15 protein-coding genes and 1 tRNA gene are annotated in these 15,439 nt (G+C 33.4%); 12 read left to right on the top strand and 4 right to left on the bottom strand.

The window, feature by feature from the left end; genetic code table 11:
- Window positions 1–5 precede the first annotated feature (5 nt).
- The 8 genes from miaB to GJV85_RS11085 are packed head-to-tail and all read left to right on the top strand — an operon-like array spanning window position 6 to window position 5,309.
- Window positions 6–1,307: a tRNA (N6-isopentenyl adenosine(37)-C2)-methylthiotransferase MiaB gene (gene miaB, locus GJV85_RS11120; protein WP_242689877.1), complete on the top strand. Its 1,302-nt coding sequence runs from the start codon at window positions 6–8 to the stop codon at window positions 1,305–1,307.
- Window positions 1,300–1,923, top strand: coding sequence for a lysophospholipid acyltransferase family protein (locus GJV85_RS11115; protein ID WP_207561446.1), 624 nt, complete (start codon window positions 1,300–1,302; stop codon window positions 1,921–1,923). Before miaB ends, GJV85_RS11115 begins: the two co-directional genes overlap by 8 nt.
- On the top strand, window positions 1,913–2,368 hold the full coding sequence (locus tag GJV85_RS11110) for a hypothetical protein (protein WP_207561445.1): 456 nt from the start codon (window positions 1,913–1,915) through the stop codon (window positions 2,366–2,368). Before GJV85_RS11115 ends, GJV85_RS11110 begins: the two co-directional genes overlap by 11 nt.
- Window positions 2,349–3,185: a tyrosine-type recombinase/integrase gene (locus tag GJV85_RS11105; protein WP_207561444.1), complete on the top strand. Its 837-nt coding sequence runs from the start codon at window positions 2,349–2,351 to the stop codon at window positions 3,183–3,185. The genes GJV85_RS11110 and GJV85_RS11105 overlap by 20 nt, the downstream gene beginning before the upstream one ends.
- Window positions 3,185–3,685: a hypothetical protein gene (locus GJV85_RS11100; protein ID WP_207561443.1), complete on the top strand. Its 501-nt coding sequence runs from the start codon at window positions 3,185–3,187 to the stop codon at window positions 3,683–3,685. The genes GJV85_RS11105 and GJV85_RS11100 overlap by 1 nt, the downstream gene beginning before the upstream one ends.
- Before the next feature lie 10 nt (window positions 3,686–3,695).
- A complete protein-coding gene (locus GJV85_RS11095) occupies window positions 3,696–4,220 on the top strand; it encodes a hypothetical protein (RefSeq protein ID WP_207561442.1) in 525 nt (174 codons plus the stop codon).
- Window positions 4,217–4,759, top strand: a complete 543-nt coding sequence (locus GJV85_RS11090; RefSeq protein ID WP_207561441.1) for a hypothetical protein — start codon at window positions 4,217–4,219, stop codon at window positions 4,757–4,759. Before GJV85_RS11095 ends, GJV85_RS11090 begins: the two co-directional genes overlap by 4 nt.
- Window positions 4,749–5,309, top strand: coding sequence for a hypothetical protein (locus tag GJV85_RS11085; RefSeq protein ID WP_207561440.1), 561 nt, complete (start codon window positions 4,749–4,751; stop codon window positions 5,307–5,309). Before GJV85_RS11090 ends, GJV85_RS11085 begins: the two co-directional genes overlap by 11 nt.
- Here the strand turns inward: GJV85_RS11085 and tilS are convergent.
- Entirely contained in the window at window positions 5,252–6,247 is a 996-nt protein-coding gene (gene tilS / locus GJV85_RS11080; RefSeq protein WP_207561439.1) for a tRNA lysidine(34) synthetase TilS, read from the bottom strand. The genes GJV85_RS11085 and tilS overlap by 58 nt on opposite strands.
- Window positions 6,240–7,553: a 30S ribosomal protein S12 methylthiotransferase RimO gene (gene rimO, locus GJV85_RS11075; protein WP_207561438.1), complete on the bottom strand. Its 1,314-nt coding sequence runs from the start codon at window positions 7,551–7,553 to the stop codon at window positions 6,240–6,242. Before rimO ends, tilS begins: the two co-directional genes overlap by 8 nt.
- Window positions 7,554–7,612: 59 nt before the next feature.
- On the opposite strand from rimO, the gene GJV85_RS11070 reads away from it, so the two are divergent.
- From GJV85_RS11070 to GJV85_RS11060, 3 genes are all read left to right on the top strand, one after another.
- On the top strand, window positions 7,613–8,755 hold the full coding sequence (locus GJV85_RS11070) for a BaiN/RdsA family NAD(P)/FAD-dependent oxidoreductase (protein WP_207561437.1): 1,143 nt from the start codon (window positions 7,613–7,615) through the stop codon (window positions 8,753–8,755).
- Between the two features lie 71 nt (window positions 8,756–8,826).
- Window positions 8,827–13,311, top strand: coding sequence for a beta strand repeat-containing protein (locus GJV85_RS11065; RefSeq protein WP_207561436.1), 4,485 nt, complete (start codon window positions 8,827–8,829; stop codon window positions 13,309–13,311).
- Window positions 13,312–13,320: 9 nt separating this feature from the next.
- A complete protein-coding gene (locus GJV85_RS11060) occupies window positions 13,321–13,926 on the top strand; it encodes a hypothetical protein (protein ID WP_207561435.1) in 606 nt (201 codons plus the stop codon).
- Between the two features lie 7 nt (window positions 13,927–13,933).
- On the opposite strand, the gene GJV85_RS11055 is transcribed toward GJV85_RS11060, so the two are convergent.
- A complete protein-coding gene (locus GJV85_RS11055; RefSeq protein WP_207561434.1) occupies window positions 13,934–14,494 on the bottom strand; it encodes a YqiA/YcfP family alpha/beta fold hydrolase in 561 nt (186 codons plus the stop codon).
- Window positions 14,495–14,618: 124 nt separating this feature from the next.
- On the opposite strand from GJV85_RS11055, the gene GJV85_RS11050 reads away from it, so the two are divergent.
- Window positions 14,619–15,329 (top strand): ankyrin repeat domain-containing protein, encoded by a 711-nt coding sequence (locus GJV85_RS11050; protein ID WP_207561433.1) that lies wholly within the window; start codon window positions 14,619–14,621, stop codon window positions 15,327–15,329.
- 24 nt (window positions 15,330–15,353) lie between these two features.
- On the opposite strand, the gene GJV85_RS11045 is transcribed toward GJV85_RS11050, so the two are convergent.
- A tRNA-Met gene (locus GJV85_RS11045) sits at window positions 15,354–15,430 on the bottom strand.
- Between the last annotated feature and the right edge of the window lie 9 nt (window positions 15,431–15,439).

Raw genomic sequence — 15,439 nt, 5'->3', positions numbered from 1 at the left:
GAGAGATTATGAGCAAAAAGTTATTTATTGAAACATTAGGTTGTGCAATGAACTCTCGCGATTCTGAGCATATGATTGCTCAGCTTCGTGAAAAAGAGGGATATGAAACAACTGAAGACTTTCAAGATGCCGATCTAATTTTAATAAATACGTGTTCAGTTAGAGAACGCCCAGTCCATAAACTCTTTAGTGAGCTTGGTGGCTTTAATAAAAAGAAAAAACCCACTGCCAAAATTGGCGTTTGTGGTTGTACTGCTTCTCATCTTGGAGAAGAGATAATCAAACGCGCTCCTTACGTTAACTTTGTTTTAGGAGCAAGAAACGTTTCTAGAATCACCGAAGTTTTACACAAAGATAAAGCGGTTGAAGTCGATATTAACTACGATGAAAGTGAATTTGCCTTTGATGACTACAGAACGTCTCCATACAAAGCATATATAAATATCTCTATTGGTTGTGATAAAAAGTGTACTTTTTGTATAGTTCCAAAAACACGTGGTGAAGAGATTTCCATTCCAGATACGTTAATCATACAAGAAGCTAAAAAAGTAGTTGAGGGTGGCGCTAAGGAGATTTTTCTTCTTGGACAAAACGTAAATAACTACGGAAGACGATTTTCTGGTGATCAAGAGAAGGTAAACTTTACAGAACTTCTAAGAAGACTTTCAAAGATAGAGGGACTAGAACGCATTAGATTTACTTCTCCTCACCCATTTCATATGGACGATGAGTTTATAGAAGAGTTTGCACATAATCCTAAAATATGCAAATCAATGCATATGCCTCTGCAAAGTGGCTCAACTAAAGTGCTAAAAGATATGAAACGCGGATATACAAAAGAGTGGTTTTTAAATCGCGTTGAAAAACTTCGTACCGAGTGTCCCGAAGTTTCAATAAGTACAGATATAATTGTCGCGTTTCCTGGTGAAAGTGATGAAGATTTTGCTGATACTATCGATGTTATGAAACAGGTGAAATTTGATCAGATATTTTCTTTTAAATACTCTCCTCGTCCTGAAACTGAGGCTGAACACTTTAAAGAAGTCGATAGTGAAGTGGCATCGGATAGACTTAGTTATTTACAAACGCTAAATAATGAGATTCACGATGAGATAAACGCCAAGCTTATTGGCAAGACTTATAGAGTTTATTTTGAGGCACTTATACGTGATGGATATGTTTCAGGTAGAAGCGATAACAACATTGTGATAAAAGTCAAAGGTTCTGAAGAGCTACTTGGTACGTTTGAAAATGTGAAAATTACGCAAATTGGTAGAACTATCTTAACAGGCGAGATTCTTGCTTAAAAGAGCTTCTCGCTTTTTAGGCCTTATTTTGATTCCATTTATAGGCTCTTTATTTATCCGCCTTTTATATTTAACCAATAAGAAAGAGTTTGTAGCACCTGAGAGTTTACCTGAAGAAAATTTCATAATGGCATGCTGGCATGGTGAACTTCTGATGATACCTTATGCTTACAAAAAATATAAAAAAAATCCAAATGTAAAAATTATCATTTCTGATCATTTCGATGGTTCACTCATAGCAAAAACATTAAGTCATTTTGGTTTTGGGAGCATTAGGGGCTCTAGTACTAGAAATGGTGCACGCGCTTTGATTAGAGGCATAAAAGAGCTGAAAAATGGGTATGACTTAGGTATAACGCCAGATGGGCCAAAAGGGCCTCGCCATGAAGTGGCGGATGGCATAGTCGTGATGGCTCAAAAAGCTGGTGTTAAAATTGTACTTGTAGAAATAAAGGCATCTTCATATTGGCAACTTAATTCATGGGATAAGTTTGTTATTCCTAAACCATTTGGCTTGATTTCCTACTATATTAGTGATATGATTGATGTCTCAGAGATGGAACTAGACGAAGCGAAACAGTTGATACAAGAGGGGCTACTCAAAAATGAAAAATAAATATTTATTTCCTATACTCGCACTTCTATTGATAGTAAATATGGGAATCTACTTTCTAATCAATCCTTCCTATGAAAAGTCGATGCAAGCAAAGTATTATTATGAAATTGGTGATTATAAAGAGGCATATAAATTAGCAAATGAAGCCTTTAGTAAGGATGTTTATAACCGTATGGCCTCAACTATAATGGCACAATCAAAAACATCACTCTTGTATGTTGATTATATAAATCAAGCAAAAGAGTATTTGATTCAGATAAATATTATCGCTGCTAAAGATACAATCTCTAAAGCAGATAGAGCAAGGATAAAAATGATGAGTGAAGTTGTGATAGACTCCTACGTTAAACTAGCTCCAAGTATTATTACTAATAAGACCTTAGTAGAAGATGCCGCTAAATATCATGATGATTTTGAGAAGCTCCTTGAAAAAGTTACTAAATAAAAAAAGAGTTGAGTTCTTAGAATATATTGAGCAGCATCGCGGTTACTCTGAACTTACTATAAAAAGTTATGATGAATCGATAAAAGAGGGCTTAAACTTCATTGAGATAATTGAAGATAAGGATGTTGTTATATTTAATCTTATGCCATATAGGATTCATATTTCGGGTTTAAATTCCAAAACAATTAGTAAAAAACTAAGTGCAATAAGAAGTTTTGTCTCTTTTTTAGGTGATAATGGTTTAAATATAGTTCTAAATTCAAATGACAGTGTAAAGGTGGCAAAAACTCTGCCAAAACCAGTTTCACATGAACATATTTTAGAGGCATTACAAAATGCAAAACTACAAGAGAGATTAATTGTCACGATACTCTATACAGCGGGACTACGTATATCTGAACTCTCATCACTGAAACTTGAAGATATAGGAGATGAGTGGATACGAGTTATAGGAAAAGGTAATAAACAACGTGACATTCCTCTTATGAACTCAACAAAATTGTTAATCGATGAGTATTTGACAACTATAAGTGCAAAAAAATTCCTTTTTGAGAAAAATAGCGAAAAATTAAGCGAAAATAGTCTAAGATATATCGTAACTAAAGTCTTTAGAAATGTCTCACTTAAAGTGACACCACATCAGCTACGTCACTCTTATGCAACTTCGCTTTTAAATGGTGGAGCTCCCATAGTAGATGTTGGTGAATTGTTGGGGCACTCTTCTATGGCTACAACACAAATATATACTAAACTAGGTAGTGCATTGAAACAGCAAAATTATAACAAAGCACATCCACTTTGCGGGGTGGATGAGTAGTGTTAACAAAACTCTTTGAAGCTTTATACATTAAAGTATTTGTCAACATTATTGTTTCTAGAACTAATACTGAGATATATATAGAAGAGTTTTCTAATGGAACTGTAAAAAATAGTTCGCAAAATAGTTATGAAGAAACTGATATTACTTCAGAAATGCTAGAGTTTATATCTAAGTTCACTAAAGAGACACCCTATTATTACATTTCTATCATAGACTCTTCAAAAGAACAAGGTTCTATACCTACATGTGAAAAAAATCGTCTCTCTTATTATTACTATGATATAGATGCCTGTGAGTCAAAATCCTTTAATGATAAATGGACATTCTATACACATAAAAGCGAACTTTATACACTAGAAAAAAAGTTTAAAAAAATTGGTTTAGATTTTGTTTTTTCTCCATTTGTTATTTTGAATAATTTTTTTAAAGATAAAATATCTTCACATATCGCTATGTACTTACTTGTTGAAGATGGATCTATATCTCTAAGTATATAAGCATGATGAGTTGCTTTTTGCTGAGTATTTAGACTTAAGTGATTTAGAAGATGACGAAATTTTACTCTCTCAAGATGAAAATGAAGGTGAAAATGAACTAGAATTCTTTGAAGAAGAGGGGATTGACCTTGAAGATATTGATGTTGATGATGATTTAGATGACCTTGAAGCCTTTGGAGATATTGAAGACTTGGACTCTTTGGAGGAGATCGAAGATTTTTCTGAACATAAAGATTTGGAAGAAGAGTTTTATGAAGCCGGTGAAGAAGAAAACGATTCAGAAGATGAAGAGGAAAGTATTTCAAATGAAGATTATGAAAGGTTCTCTCTGATTAAAAATGCTTTAGGAAATTACTACTCTGACAACAAATATAATAGTGAGTTTATAGAGAATGTCTATATAGCAGATTCGATTGGCGTTAGTTCTGACTTAAAAAAATACCTTGAAGAAGATATGTTTTTAAATGTATACATAAGACGATTAGATATGAATAGCGAGATGCTTGAGCTTGTTAAAATGGAGCTAAGTATATGAAATTTAGCTATATTAATCCTAGAAAAAAGAGTGCATTAACTCAAGATGTACAACTGTTACTTACTTTTTTTACTATTACACTCATTATGCTCTTTTCAACATATGCTTTTTTACTTTATAAGAACTATTCGTTTAATGAAAATAAAAAGAATATACTCTTGCAGAGAGAGGCATTAGAAGTCTCACTTGATAAGATGAAAGTAGATATAGCATATATTGAAAAACAGAAAATTGTGGCTGAGAGAATTTATACTCAAAATACAGTTTTAAAAGATTCAATAAGCAATCTTTTTGACTTAGTTCCTTTAAGAATTACATTAAGTGAGGCACAACTACTTAAAAATGGCCTTATTCTCTATGGTATTACACCAAATAAAGATGTATATAACTTTATGCTTCAAGCACCCTTGCGTTCGATTTTTCATAAAACATATAGTAGTTTTTATCCTGCAGAGAATGGATGGATTCGTTTTATGTCTACGAATTATATGAATGAAGATGAAGTTAAGTATGATAAGGAGCAAGATTATGAAGAGTAGTATTTCTCGTCCACACATATATCTTTTAGTACTTTCTACTTTACTATTTGTATTTGTTCTTATCTTCTCTTTTGCTGTGTTGGTTCCATCAGGTAAAGAGTATAGAATAAATAGAGTAGACCTTAAAAAAGTTTCTATAGACTTGAGAGAGTATGAGTATTTTCATGATGAAACTTTAGATGTCCTTAAAAATCTTCGAAGTGAAAATAGGCAAATTATTACAGCGTTTGATACTGTATTTAATCCCCAAAGATTTGAGAAACAGAATAAGAACTATTTTTCCTCTTTAAGTATCTCACCAATTAATCCTGTAGCTAAAGAAGAAGAGTTCACTGTTTATGAAGTAAACACAACATCTTTAATAAGCTCGCCAGCAACTTTTTATAATTTTTTAGATTCTATAAATAAAAGTGATTGGATTATGGGAGTTGATTTTCCTATAGATTTTAAGCGTGATGGCGAGATGATAAAGTCTTCATTTACAATGAAAGTTTACTCTAACTCTAAAGATGATAATAACACTACCGCCTCAGAATCTGTTGCTAAGTAGCCTCGTAATTTAGGCTCTATACAAAGTAAACGTAACTTCTCTTTGAGTTCTTTTGAGAGTTCTTTTGCTTTTATGTAGGGAGCGATAAAAACATAACCATGCTCTTGATTTACTACAAATCTCCTACTAATAATCACAGTTTTGTCTTTTTTCAATAGCTCTTTTTCACTAGCAGTAGTAAGGTGTAGTTTTGATTTCAAATACCTATCTATGGCAAGAATGTCACTGCGTTTGGAGCCACTTGATTTGAAATAATTAAAATCGTTAATACTCTTTATCTTTATGTCTTTTACTAAACTCTTGACGTCCTCATCTATATACTCAAAGCTTTTTTTAATCCCACTAAGATATTTATGTAGAAGAGGAGTGGAGTAATTATGTCTAAACTCATTGCGTTTGTAGCTCTCATCTAAATTACTCTCATCCAAAAAATATTTTAATTGATTATCTTCTAAGTATTTGAGTAATTCTTGCTTATCTAAATGAAGAAGAGGTCTGAGAAGATTATAGTTTTGGCGTTTATCAAGTTTTTTCATACCTGATATTTCTACACAGCCAGCACCTTTGCAAAACTGCATAAGCATCCACTCAAATCTATCACCTAGATGATGTGCTGTTAATAGGTTTTGATAATTATGTTTTTTAATAAGTTCTTCAAAAAAGTCATAACGCAGGTTTCTGGCTTTTGCTTCAAAGTTAGAGTCTATCTTCTTCGCTTTAAGTAGATGGCATTTAAAATTATATTTACTTGCAAGCTTTTGAGCATAAGCTACTTCATCTTCACTTTGTAAGCGCACTCCATAGTTTACAATTGCAATGTCAAATTTTATATTATTTTCTAGGAGTAAAAAGAGTAAGGCGGTTGAGTCTACTCCTGCCGAGAAGGCAAGGAGGTTTTTGGACTCTTTTAGAAGTTTGAGTGAACTATTCTCAAGCATTATCTACAGTAGCGGTTAATATATTACCCACTAACTCAGTGATTTTAGCCTTGTATATTTTTGTAAACTCTAAATCTTCATCTTTAGTTCTATCGTTTACATAAATTTCACCATCTATCTCAGGAGCCCATATAAGCTTTCTCGCGCTTAGTAGATACTCATGCTCATCACTCTCACTATCTATGACAATATCAAACTCTTTGCCTATGTCCGCTCTCAAAGACTCACGAGTTAGCTCTGAAACAATATCTCCTAAGATCTGCGCGCGTTCTGCTTTTACTTCATCAGATATTTTATCGCTCAAATCATAAGCTGACGTAGTTTCTTCATCGGAGTATGAAAATACATTTACGCGGTCAAATCCGAAAGTTTTTGCAAACTCGCACATTTCATCAAACATCTCCTGCGTTTCATTGGGATGACCAACTATAAAGCTTGTACGAACAAAAGAGTTCGGAAGACTTCTCATAAAGTTAAGTAGTTCAACTGTTTTATCTTTACCAAATCCGCGTTTCATTAAACGTAACATATCATCATTAATATGCTGGATAGGCATATCAAAGTAGTTGTGGAAGATTTCACTTTTTGCTATGTTTTTCAGAAGTGCCATACTTGTTGTTGATGGATAAAGGTAGAGAATTCTAGCAGATTTTACACCCTCAATAAGTTCTATTCTCTGAATAAGAAGTGAAAGCCCATCTTTGATATTTTGATCACGAAGGTAAGAGCTTGAGTCCTGGGATACAAAAGAAAAATCATAATATCCTTTTTTTACAAGTCCTTCAACTTCACTAGCAATAGAGTCTAGGTTACGTGAGTTTAACTTACCTTTAAAAGAGGGTATAGCACAAAAACTACACTTTTGATTACACCCTTCTGAAAGCTTGATATATGCATGATAAGTTGAACCTGTTACAACTCGTTCAGCTCCGTCTATAAGATAGACTTGATCTGAAAAACGACTCTTTTTCTCAACTAAAAGTTCATCTATTTTGTCATAGTCACCAACGCCGGTAAAGATATCCACCTCTGGAATCTGCTCCATTAAGTCATCTTGGTAGCGTTCGCTTAAACAACCGGCCATAACTAGCAAAGAGTCCTCTTTTCTTGCATCATGAAGAGAAAGAACGGTATTTATTGATTCCTCTTTTGCCGCGTCTATAAAACCACAAGTATTTACGATAATAACATCGGCGTCTTCATTATTGTCTGTGAGTTCAAAGTTTTGAAGTTTTCCCATCATTACTTCTGTGTCGACAAGGTTTTTAGTACATCCAAGAGAGACTATGTGGAGTTTATTGCTCATATTTCTTCTTTATAAATATTTTTCGTATTATACCTAATTTATCATAGTATAATTAAAGCATGAAAATATATGATGTGATGATACTTGGCGCTGGGGCAAGTGGCCTTATGTGCGCAGCCAATTTAAGTAAGAAAAAATCTGTTGCAATTTTGGATGTAAATGATAGAGTGGCAAAAAAGTTGAAAATTTCTGGTGGGGGAAAGTGCAATATCACTAACCAAAGTCTATCGGTAGATAATTTTGATGGTGATAGTGAGTATGTCTCTTATGCACTTAAGAGGTTCTCAAAAGATGACTTGCTTAAGTTTTTAGATAGAAATAGGGTGGAGTTGGAACTTAGAAAAGGGCGTTACTATTTTTGTCAACATAGTTCTGATGATATAATAGAAGTCCTAAAAAAAGAGTCTAAAAACAGTGAAATCATTCTAAACAATGAAATTATCTCAGTTGCTAAAGATGAAGAGATATTTCAAATAAAAACTAATAAAGAGATATATAAAGCAAAAAACGTTGTCGTAGCGACAGGTGGGAAGAGCTTTAGAACTCTTGGGGCTAGTGAAATAGGACTCGAGATTGCTAAAAGTTTTAATATCCAAACAAAAGAGTTTACTCCCGCGCTTGTTGGTTTAACTGTCCAAAAAGAGCAGTTTTGGATGAGAGAACTAAGTGGACTAAGTTGTTATGTGCATATAAAGGTAGATGATAAGGTTTTACGTGAAGAGATGCTCTTTGCGCATAAAGGTATAAGTGGACCTGCTGTTTTATCTGCTTCGCTATACTGGAAAAAGGGTGAACTAAGTATAGATTTTTTGCCAGATAAGAATATAATAGAGTTAGTCACAGGAAGTAAAAAACTTGTAAGTTCTGTAATAAATCTTCCAAAAAGACTCTCAAAAGCACTTCTAAAGGCAGTAGATGTTGACGATAAAGAGTGTAAAAAACTCACTAAAGAAGATACTGTTAAGTTGAAGCTATTACATAGTTACAGCTTCTCCCCAGCTGGAAACTTTGGTTTTACAAAAGCAGAAGTAAGTCGTGGTGGAGTGAGTCTTTTAGAGTTAAATAAAGAAACTTTAGAGTCAAAAAGTATAAAAGGGCTTTATTTTATAGGTGAAGTTGCCGATGTTACCGGAGAACTTGGAGGTTACAACTTCCAATGGGCATTTTCAAGTGCCTATATCTGTGCCAAAAGTCTTAAATAATTTTATTTAAAGCTAACTTTATATGCCACAAGATATAATAGTAAAAAATTATGTATGTAGTAAGGATATTTATGGGTATATTTAGAATAATTTTATTGAGTCTAATGCTCTCTTTTTCATTAATGTTGAGTGGTTGTCAGGGGAATAATAGTGATATTCTGGAAAATAATGTGACAGCTTTAAACATAAACAATACTTTGCCTTCTATTGATGTGAACTCTACAAAAAATCCAGTTACATTACAGTTTGTATTTTCAAACGACATAAATGTTTCCAGTAGTGGTCAGGAAGTTGCAATATATATTAGGGCTTTTGACTCGAGTGGCACTTTAAATACAGAAGGCTCAATCACTGTTCAATATCCACAAAAAACAGATGCGGGTCAATTCTCCCCAAATACTGCAACTATTGTAGATGGAATAGCTAAGTTTACTTATACTGCACCAACAGATCTTCAAGGAAGAGTGGACGCAGGGGATAAATTTTCTGATTATACTTTCTTTAGTACAATAAATGGAACTGTTAGTACAAGTTTACATGTTAACTATACTCCAGGTAGTTCAATATCTATTGGTGAAGCTGTCTTGCAAAAATTAACTCTTTCAGAATCTACAATTAACATAAGTCAATCTGGGACAACAAAATCTTTAACTTTATTTGCATCTACAAATCAGAGTACGACAGACATTGACTTGAGTGTTGGAATTAAATATGGTGACACTGGTATTGATGTAGGTTATTTCAATCCTTCAAGCCCAAGTATAGTAGACGGACGAGTGTCTTTTACATATAATGGACCATTGAACTTACTCAACACATCAAAAACTTTAGCTACAACAGTTTTTACTTTGTATGATAAAGCTAACCCTGGAATAACCGCACCCTTAACAGTTAATTTTGTGCCTAATCTTCCAGTGATTAGAGCAGAAAGTCCAACTATAGCTTTAACGACAAACTCAGAAGCTAAAACAGTGACAATATTAGCTTTTGACAGTGTAACAAATCAGGCATTTGAGAGTGGAACAATCTTGATAGCGTATCCAGCGGCAATAACAAATGGTAGTGTTTCAGGTGGAACATTTACTCAAAATGAAGCGAGTATCGTAAATGGTAAAGCAATATTTAGCTTTGTAGGACCAAATCCATTAGCTCAGATTTCGGACCAAGTATTTACATTTAAATATAAAGAGAATCAGACAGTAAGCACATCAATGACAGTTAAATATACTCCTCAGCTTCCATCAATTGCTAGATTGGCTATTAATGAGGTGAATACAACAATTTCGCAGGATAAGCAAGTACACACAGTGGTTATTAATGCTATCGATTCAAATGGTGGTTTTGTTACTGAGGGAACTATTAATGTTAAGTTTCCAAATGAGATAAGTAGCGGAACAGATTTAGGTTCATTTACATCATTAAGTGTTCCTGTAGTAAATGGACAAGCTAAGTTTACATATTCTGGTCCAGAAAGTGTTTTGGGAACAAGTGGAAAATTAACTACCGGTACATTTGAATTTAGTGATGCAGCAGGTATTGCAACTGCCGTAAACTGGAATGTTACTTATAATCCAGAGGTGCCTGTAATAAGACTTATGGATGCTACTATTACACTAACTAAAAACTCAGAAATAGTTACAGTGCAGGTTTTAGCATTTGATGAAAATAATCAAAGTTTAGATACTGGTACAATAATCGTAACTTATCCAACAGAAATAATTAACCAAAATGCTAATGGTGGCCGATTTTTAGAAAATGAGGCAGCTATAAGTAGTGGAGTAGCTTCTTTTACATTTGAAGGCCCTCAAACTCTGGAAAATATCACTGACTTGGTTTTCTCATTCTCATACAAAGGGAATGCAAGTGTCATTTCTAAAAGCCTAACAATTTCTTATACTCCAACTATTGCAACAGTTATATTGAATCAAAACACTAAAGAAGTAACACTCAACAGTGAAACATTTAATATAGATGTCGATGTGAGAGATTCAAACAATAACCCATTTACAACAGGTAGTGTTAAAATAGTATACCCTCCTGATGTAACAAAGGGAAGGGATATAGGAAGTTTTATTAGCTCTGAAATTTTTTTAGATAGTAAGGGGAAAGCAAGTTTTATTTATACGGCTCCAAAAAATTTAGATATAAATAAGTCAAATATTAAATTTGGATTTTATCATGATTCTGGTGCACCTGAAGATGCAAAAGAATTTATAGTGACTATTAAACCAGAGCCAAATCAAATAATTTTAACTGATTATGCACTTACAAGTAGTTACACTGACGGTAATATAACTATGGATTTACAGAGTACAAAACTAATTACATTTTATGTAAAAGACAAAGATGGTAATTTACTCAATGATTCAAATATTACGTCAATGGTGGTTAGTGTATTAAATACTGCACTCGCTGATATTGATGATTCTAATTCTAGTAATCCTGCCGCGGAAGTACAAACTCTAACAAAAAATAGTGCAAGTTTAAGTATCATAAGTAATACTATTTCTGGAGTAGTACCAATTAAAGTATTTGCAAAATTTAAAGGTGTTAATAATGAAGATGCTAATCTTACTGAAGTATTTAATGTCATTATAGTTTCTGGCCCTCCAACTGCTATGAGCATTAGTTATGTTTCAACTTCAAATGATGCTTTACATGCAAAATTTGTTGAAAAAATGGTAGTCGCAATTACAGATAAATATTCAAATAGAGTAAACAGTAATCCAGGCCTTTCTGTCTCGTTAATAGCTGGATATGCTAGAGATACTTCAGGTCCTTTAAATTATATGTATCATACTAATGGCGGTATTATAGATACAATTGATGATAAACTGAAAGTAGTAGCAGGAACTATAATGAAAGCAGATGTAACAAATAATGGGCAGAGTTATGCAAAAGCTCCAGATGTAGCAGTGACTGTACCTGGAGGTGGTTCTGGATTTACTGCTCGGGCATATTTATCTAATTATGGAGGGATAAGTGATATAACAATGCTTAGTAATGGTAAAGAGTATGTCTCACCACCGACAGTAACTGTAACCGGTTCAGGTAGTGGTTTTAGCGGTACTGCAACGCTGTCTTCAACGGGTACATTTTTTACAAAAAAAATATCAAGTACTACTAGCTTGCCGATAATAAACCTTGACAACCCAGGACAAGGTTATACATCAGTGCCTAGCATAACAGTTACAAATGCAGGTGCTGGATCCGGTTTTGATGCTGTTGCAATATTAGAAAACACTGGATCACTCAAGTCAATAAGTATCGATGTAGCCGGTAGTGGATATGCAGTTGGTGATGTATTACCAGTTGATGGTGACGGATCAGGTGCTTCTGTAAAAGTAAAAGCAATTGGTGGTGCTGGTGAAATAACAGAATTAGTTGTTTTAGATGCTGGTAGTGGATATACAAGTGCATCAATAGACACATTAACTAAGGGAAATTTGAATGCTACATTAACAGCTACAATAGGCTTTAGTATTAAAGAAGTACAATTGAGAAATGGTGGCAGTGGATATAATGATGATGCTCTTACCGTTTTAGGTGGCTCTCCTACAGTAAATGCTATTGCATCAGCACAGATAGGTTATGGTATTTCAGGCATTACCGTTAATAGTGTTGGCAGTGGATATAGAAGTGCATCAATTATCCTTAGCAATGAGGGCGATGGAAGTGAAGCGGTTGCTATAGCTAATATTAAGTACCCTGTATCAAATATTGAAATTATTAATGGTGGTTCAGGATATAGTAATGGGGCACTAACACTAACACCAAAAGTCGGAGATACAGGAACAGGTGCAAAAGCAACAGCAACAGTTTTTAGTGATTTTTCAACAGTGACAGAAAATGGATCTATAAATGATGACTTTTTAATGACTTTTGCTAATAACGATAATAATTATACTTATAATGCTTCTGGTAAATGGGATATAACATCTCTTGATACAGTAAATAACTTTGAGAGAGTTTTAAAAGATCAATATGATGGAAATACAACTCTAAACCTTGGTTTTGCTATAGGTAATAACTTTAGACAAGATATTTGTAAGTTTGGTCAAGAGTGGGTAGCTACTGCAACAACTCCAGTTCCTGCATTTGATTCAAATGGATTAGCTGAAATCGACATCACTTATGATTATTATCTTGCTGCTAAAGATATCATGTTATCTGCAAACTTAGTAGGTGCTCAAAATAGTATAGGTCAAACAGTTAAAATAGGTGAGGCAATAAAGCATTCACTTCGTGGAACAGGCTTAGTTGCAGATATATTAAATCTTCCTGTAGGTTTAAATCATGCTGTTTACAGAATAAAAGTTGACTTAAAAGATACACCAATAGGAACTTTTAGAAACTCTAATTTTGCTTATACAATTGAAGCTACAGGGACAGACTTGATTATTCATAATATCAATGATTCAATGGATGACGGAATACATAACTGCCCATCCTTAAATGATCAAGGAAGAGCATATGTTGAAGTGGAAGTTTCAACTGGTGCATCTACAGCAACAATTACTTTAGGCAGCTTGGCTATATCTAGAGAATTTAAATAAAGGATGAAAATGATAAGAAATAGTTGCATTAAAATTATACTTACCACGGTGCTATTTGTAACATCAGGTGTGGCAAAAGATAATAGATATACAGATAATAGTAAGTCTCTATTCGCAGTAGAAGCTGGATATAACTCCTTAGGTACGGAATATACAGATAGAAATATTTCACCAGTTGTAACAACCCAAAGTACTTCATCATTAATGAGTTTAGGACTTAAGATAGGAGCTCAGACGGACACATATAGAGTTTTTTTAAGTGCAAAATATTTTTCTGATACTGATAACAAATTTGATTACTTAACAACCTATGGTGTTGAGGGGCAATATCTTATCCATACATTTTCAAAAGCAGACCTTTTTATTGGATTAAATGGAGGAATAGCAAATGCAAAGTTGATTTTAGTACAAGATGGTGTTTCTAGAACAATTTCAGATCCATATTTTGGTGCAGAAGCTGGTATTAATTTTCATGTATCAGGCTCATTTGACTTTGACATTGCTGGGAGATATATGGGAATAGATGCATTAAATGTTATTAGTAAACGAGAGTTCACATTAAGTGATATGGTTGGAATTTATACAAGCCTTACTTATAAATGGAAAATGGACTAAGTATTTTCTAACTAGATAAGAGAAAAAACTCTTTTATCTTTTGAAAATGATTTTCAATATTTTCAAAACTATGATTACCATTTTCTTCTAAAATAATATTAGAATTTGGTAATTTCTTTATAGCTTCTTTATAGTCGAGTGTCTCATCCCCCTTTTGTAAGAGCAACATAAAATTCTTTTCAGTTGCAGCATTAACTTTATACCTTTTTAGCATTTGAATATGCTTCTCATTCCACTCAAAAGTACTTCCATCATAAAAACTTGTAGGTTTTCCGAGAACTTTTTGTAATGTAATGTTAGGATGGATAGAAGGGTTTATTAGAGTAGCTTTTAATCCATATTTATTCGCGAGATAGATACTATAGTACCCTCCAAGAGAAGAGCCTATAAGTGTTACATTTGGTAAATAGGACTCTATCATTTCCTCCAAAGTACTTATGGCTAATTCTGGTATATAAGAGAGTGAAGGGGCAATAAAATCTAGCTTATATTCTTGAAAGTACTTTCTAAAAGCTTTTGCTTTAATACCTTGTGCACTACTAGCAAAGCCGTGTATATAAATTGTCATTTCTTTTTCCTTACTCTCAAGTATGTCTTCTTTTAAGATTTTAATTTTAGCAATATAAACTTTATTGAGGCTATGTAAATCTGAAATAATATATTTTTTAGTTACAATTATAAAAAGGAAAAATATGAAATTATTAATTATTATAAGTATATTAATAGCAGTTAATTTGTTAGGTAGTGATATAAAACTTATTGAAGCTGCCAAAGCTGGGAATATTTCTAAAGTTAAGTCAATTTTAGCTTTGGGGGATAATGTAAATAGAGCTGGAAAAGGGGGTGCAAGTGCTCTTATGTGGGCCTCTAAAAATAATGAGCTGGATGTTGTCAAGCTTTTAGTTAAAAATGGGGCAAATATCAATATGCAAGATGCTGGAGGATTTCATGCCCTGATTTATGCAAGTAGTGAGGGGAATATAGAGGTTGTTAAGTTTTTACTAGATATGAAAGCAGATATAGATTTAGCAACAAATAATGGAAAAAATGCACTTTTGTATGCTATAAAAAGTGAACAACTCGATGTGGCAAAACTTTTAATAAGTTCTGGAGCATCTATAAAAGCAAAAGACATGAATGGTTGTGGAGTACTTTGCCAAGCGATACAGACTGAGAGTTTAGATACTGTGGAGCTTCTTGTTAGCAAAGGTGCAGATGCTAATGAAATGGATCATGAAAATCATACAGTATTAATGGCTGCATCCGAAATGGGCTCAAAAGAGATAGTTTCTTTGCTACTTGCCAATGGTGTAGATAAAAAGCTTAAGGATTCAAATGATTATAGAGCAGTTGATTATGCACAAGAAGAAGAGTTTGATGAAATAGTGAAACTTTTAAAATAAGTATTTTATTAATTGTTTGAGGATTGGTTGCGGAAACAGGATTTGAACCTGTGACCTTCGGGTTATGAGCCCGACGAGCTACCGAACTGCTCTATTCCGCGATATTTGGG

This window comes from Sulfurimonas aquatica, from assembly GCF_017357825.1.
Taxonomy (GTDB): Bacteria; Campylobacterota; Campylobacteria; order Campylobacterales; family Sulfurimonadaceae; genus Sulfurimonas; species Sulfurimonas aquatica.
Note: the sequence above shows the minus strand (reverse complement) of the source record. Positions and strands in the feature narration are given on the sequence as shown.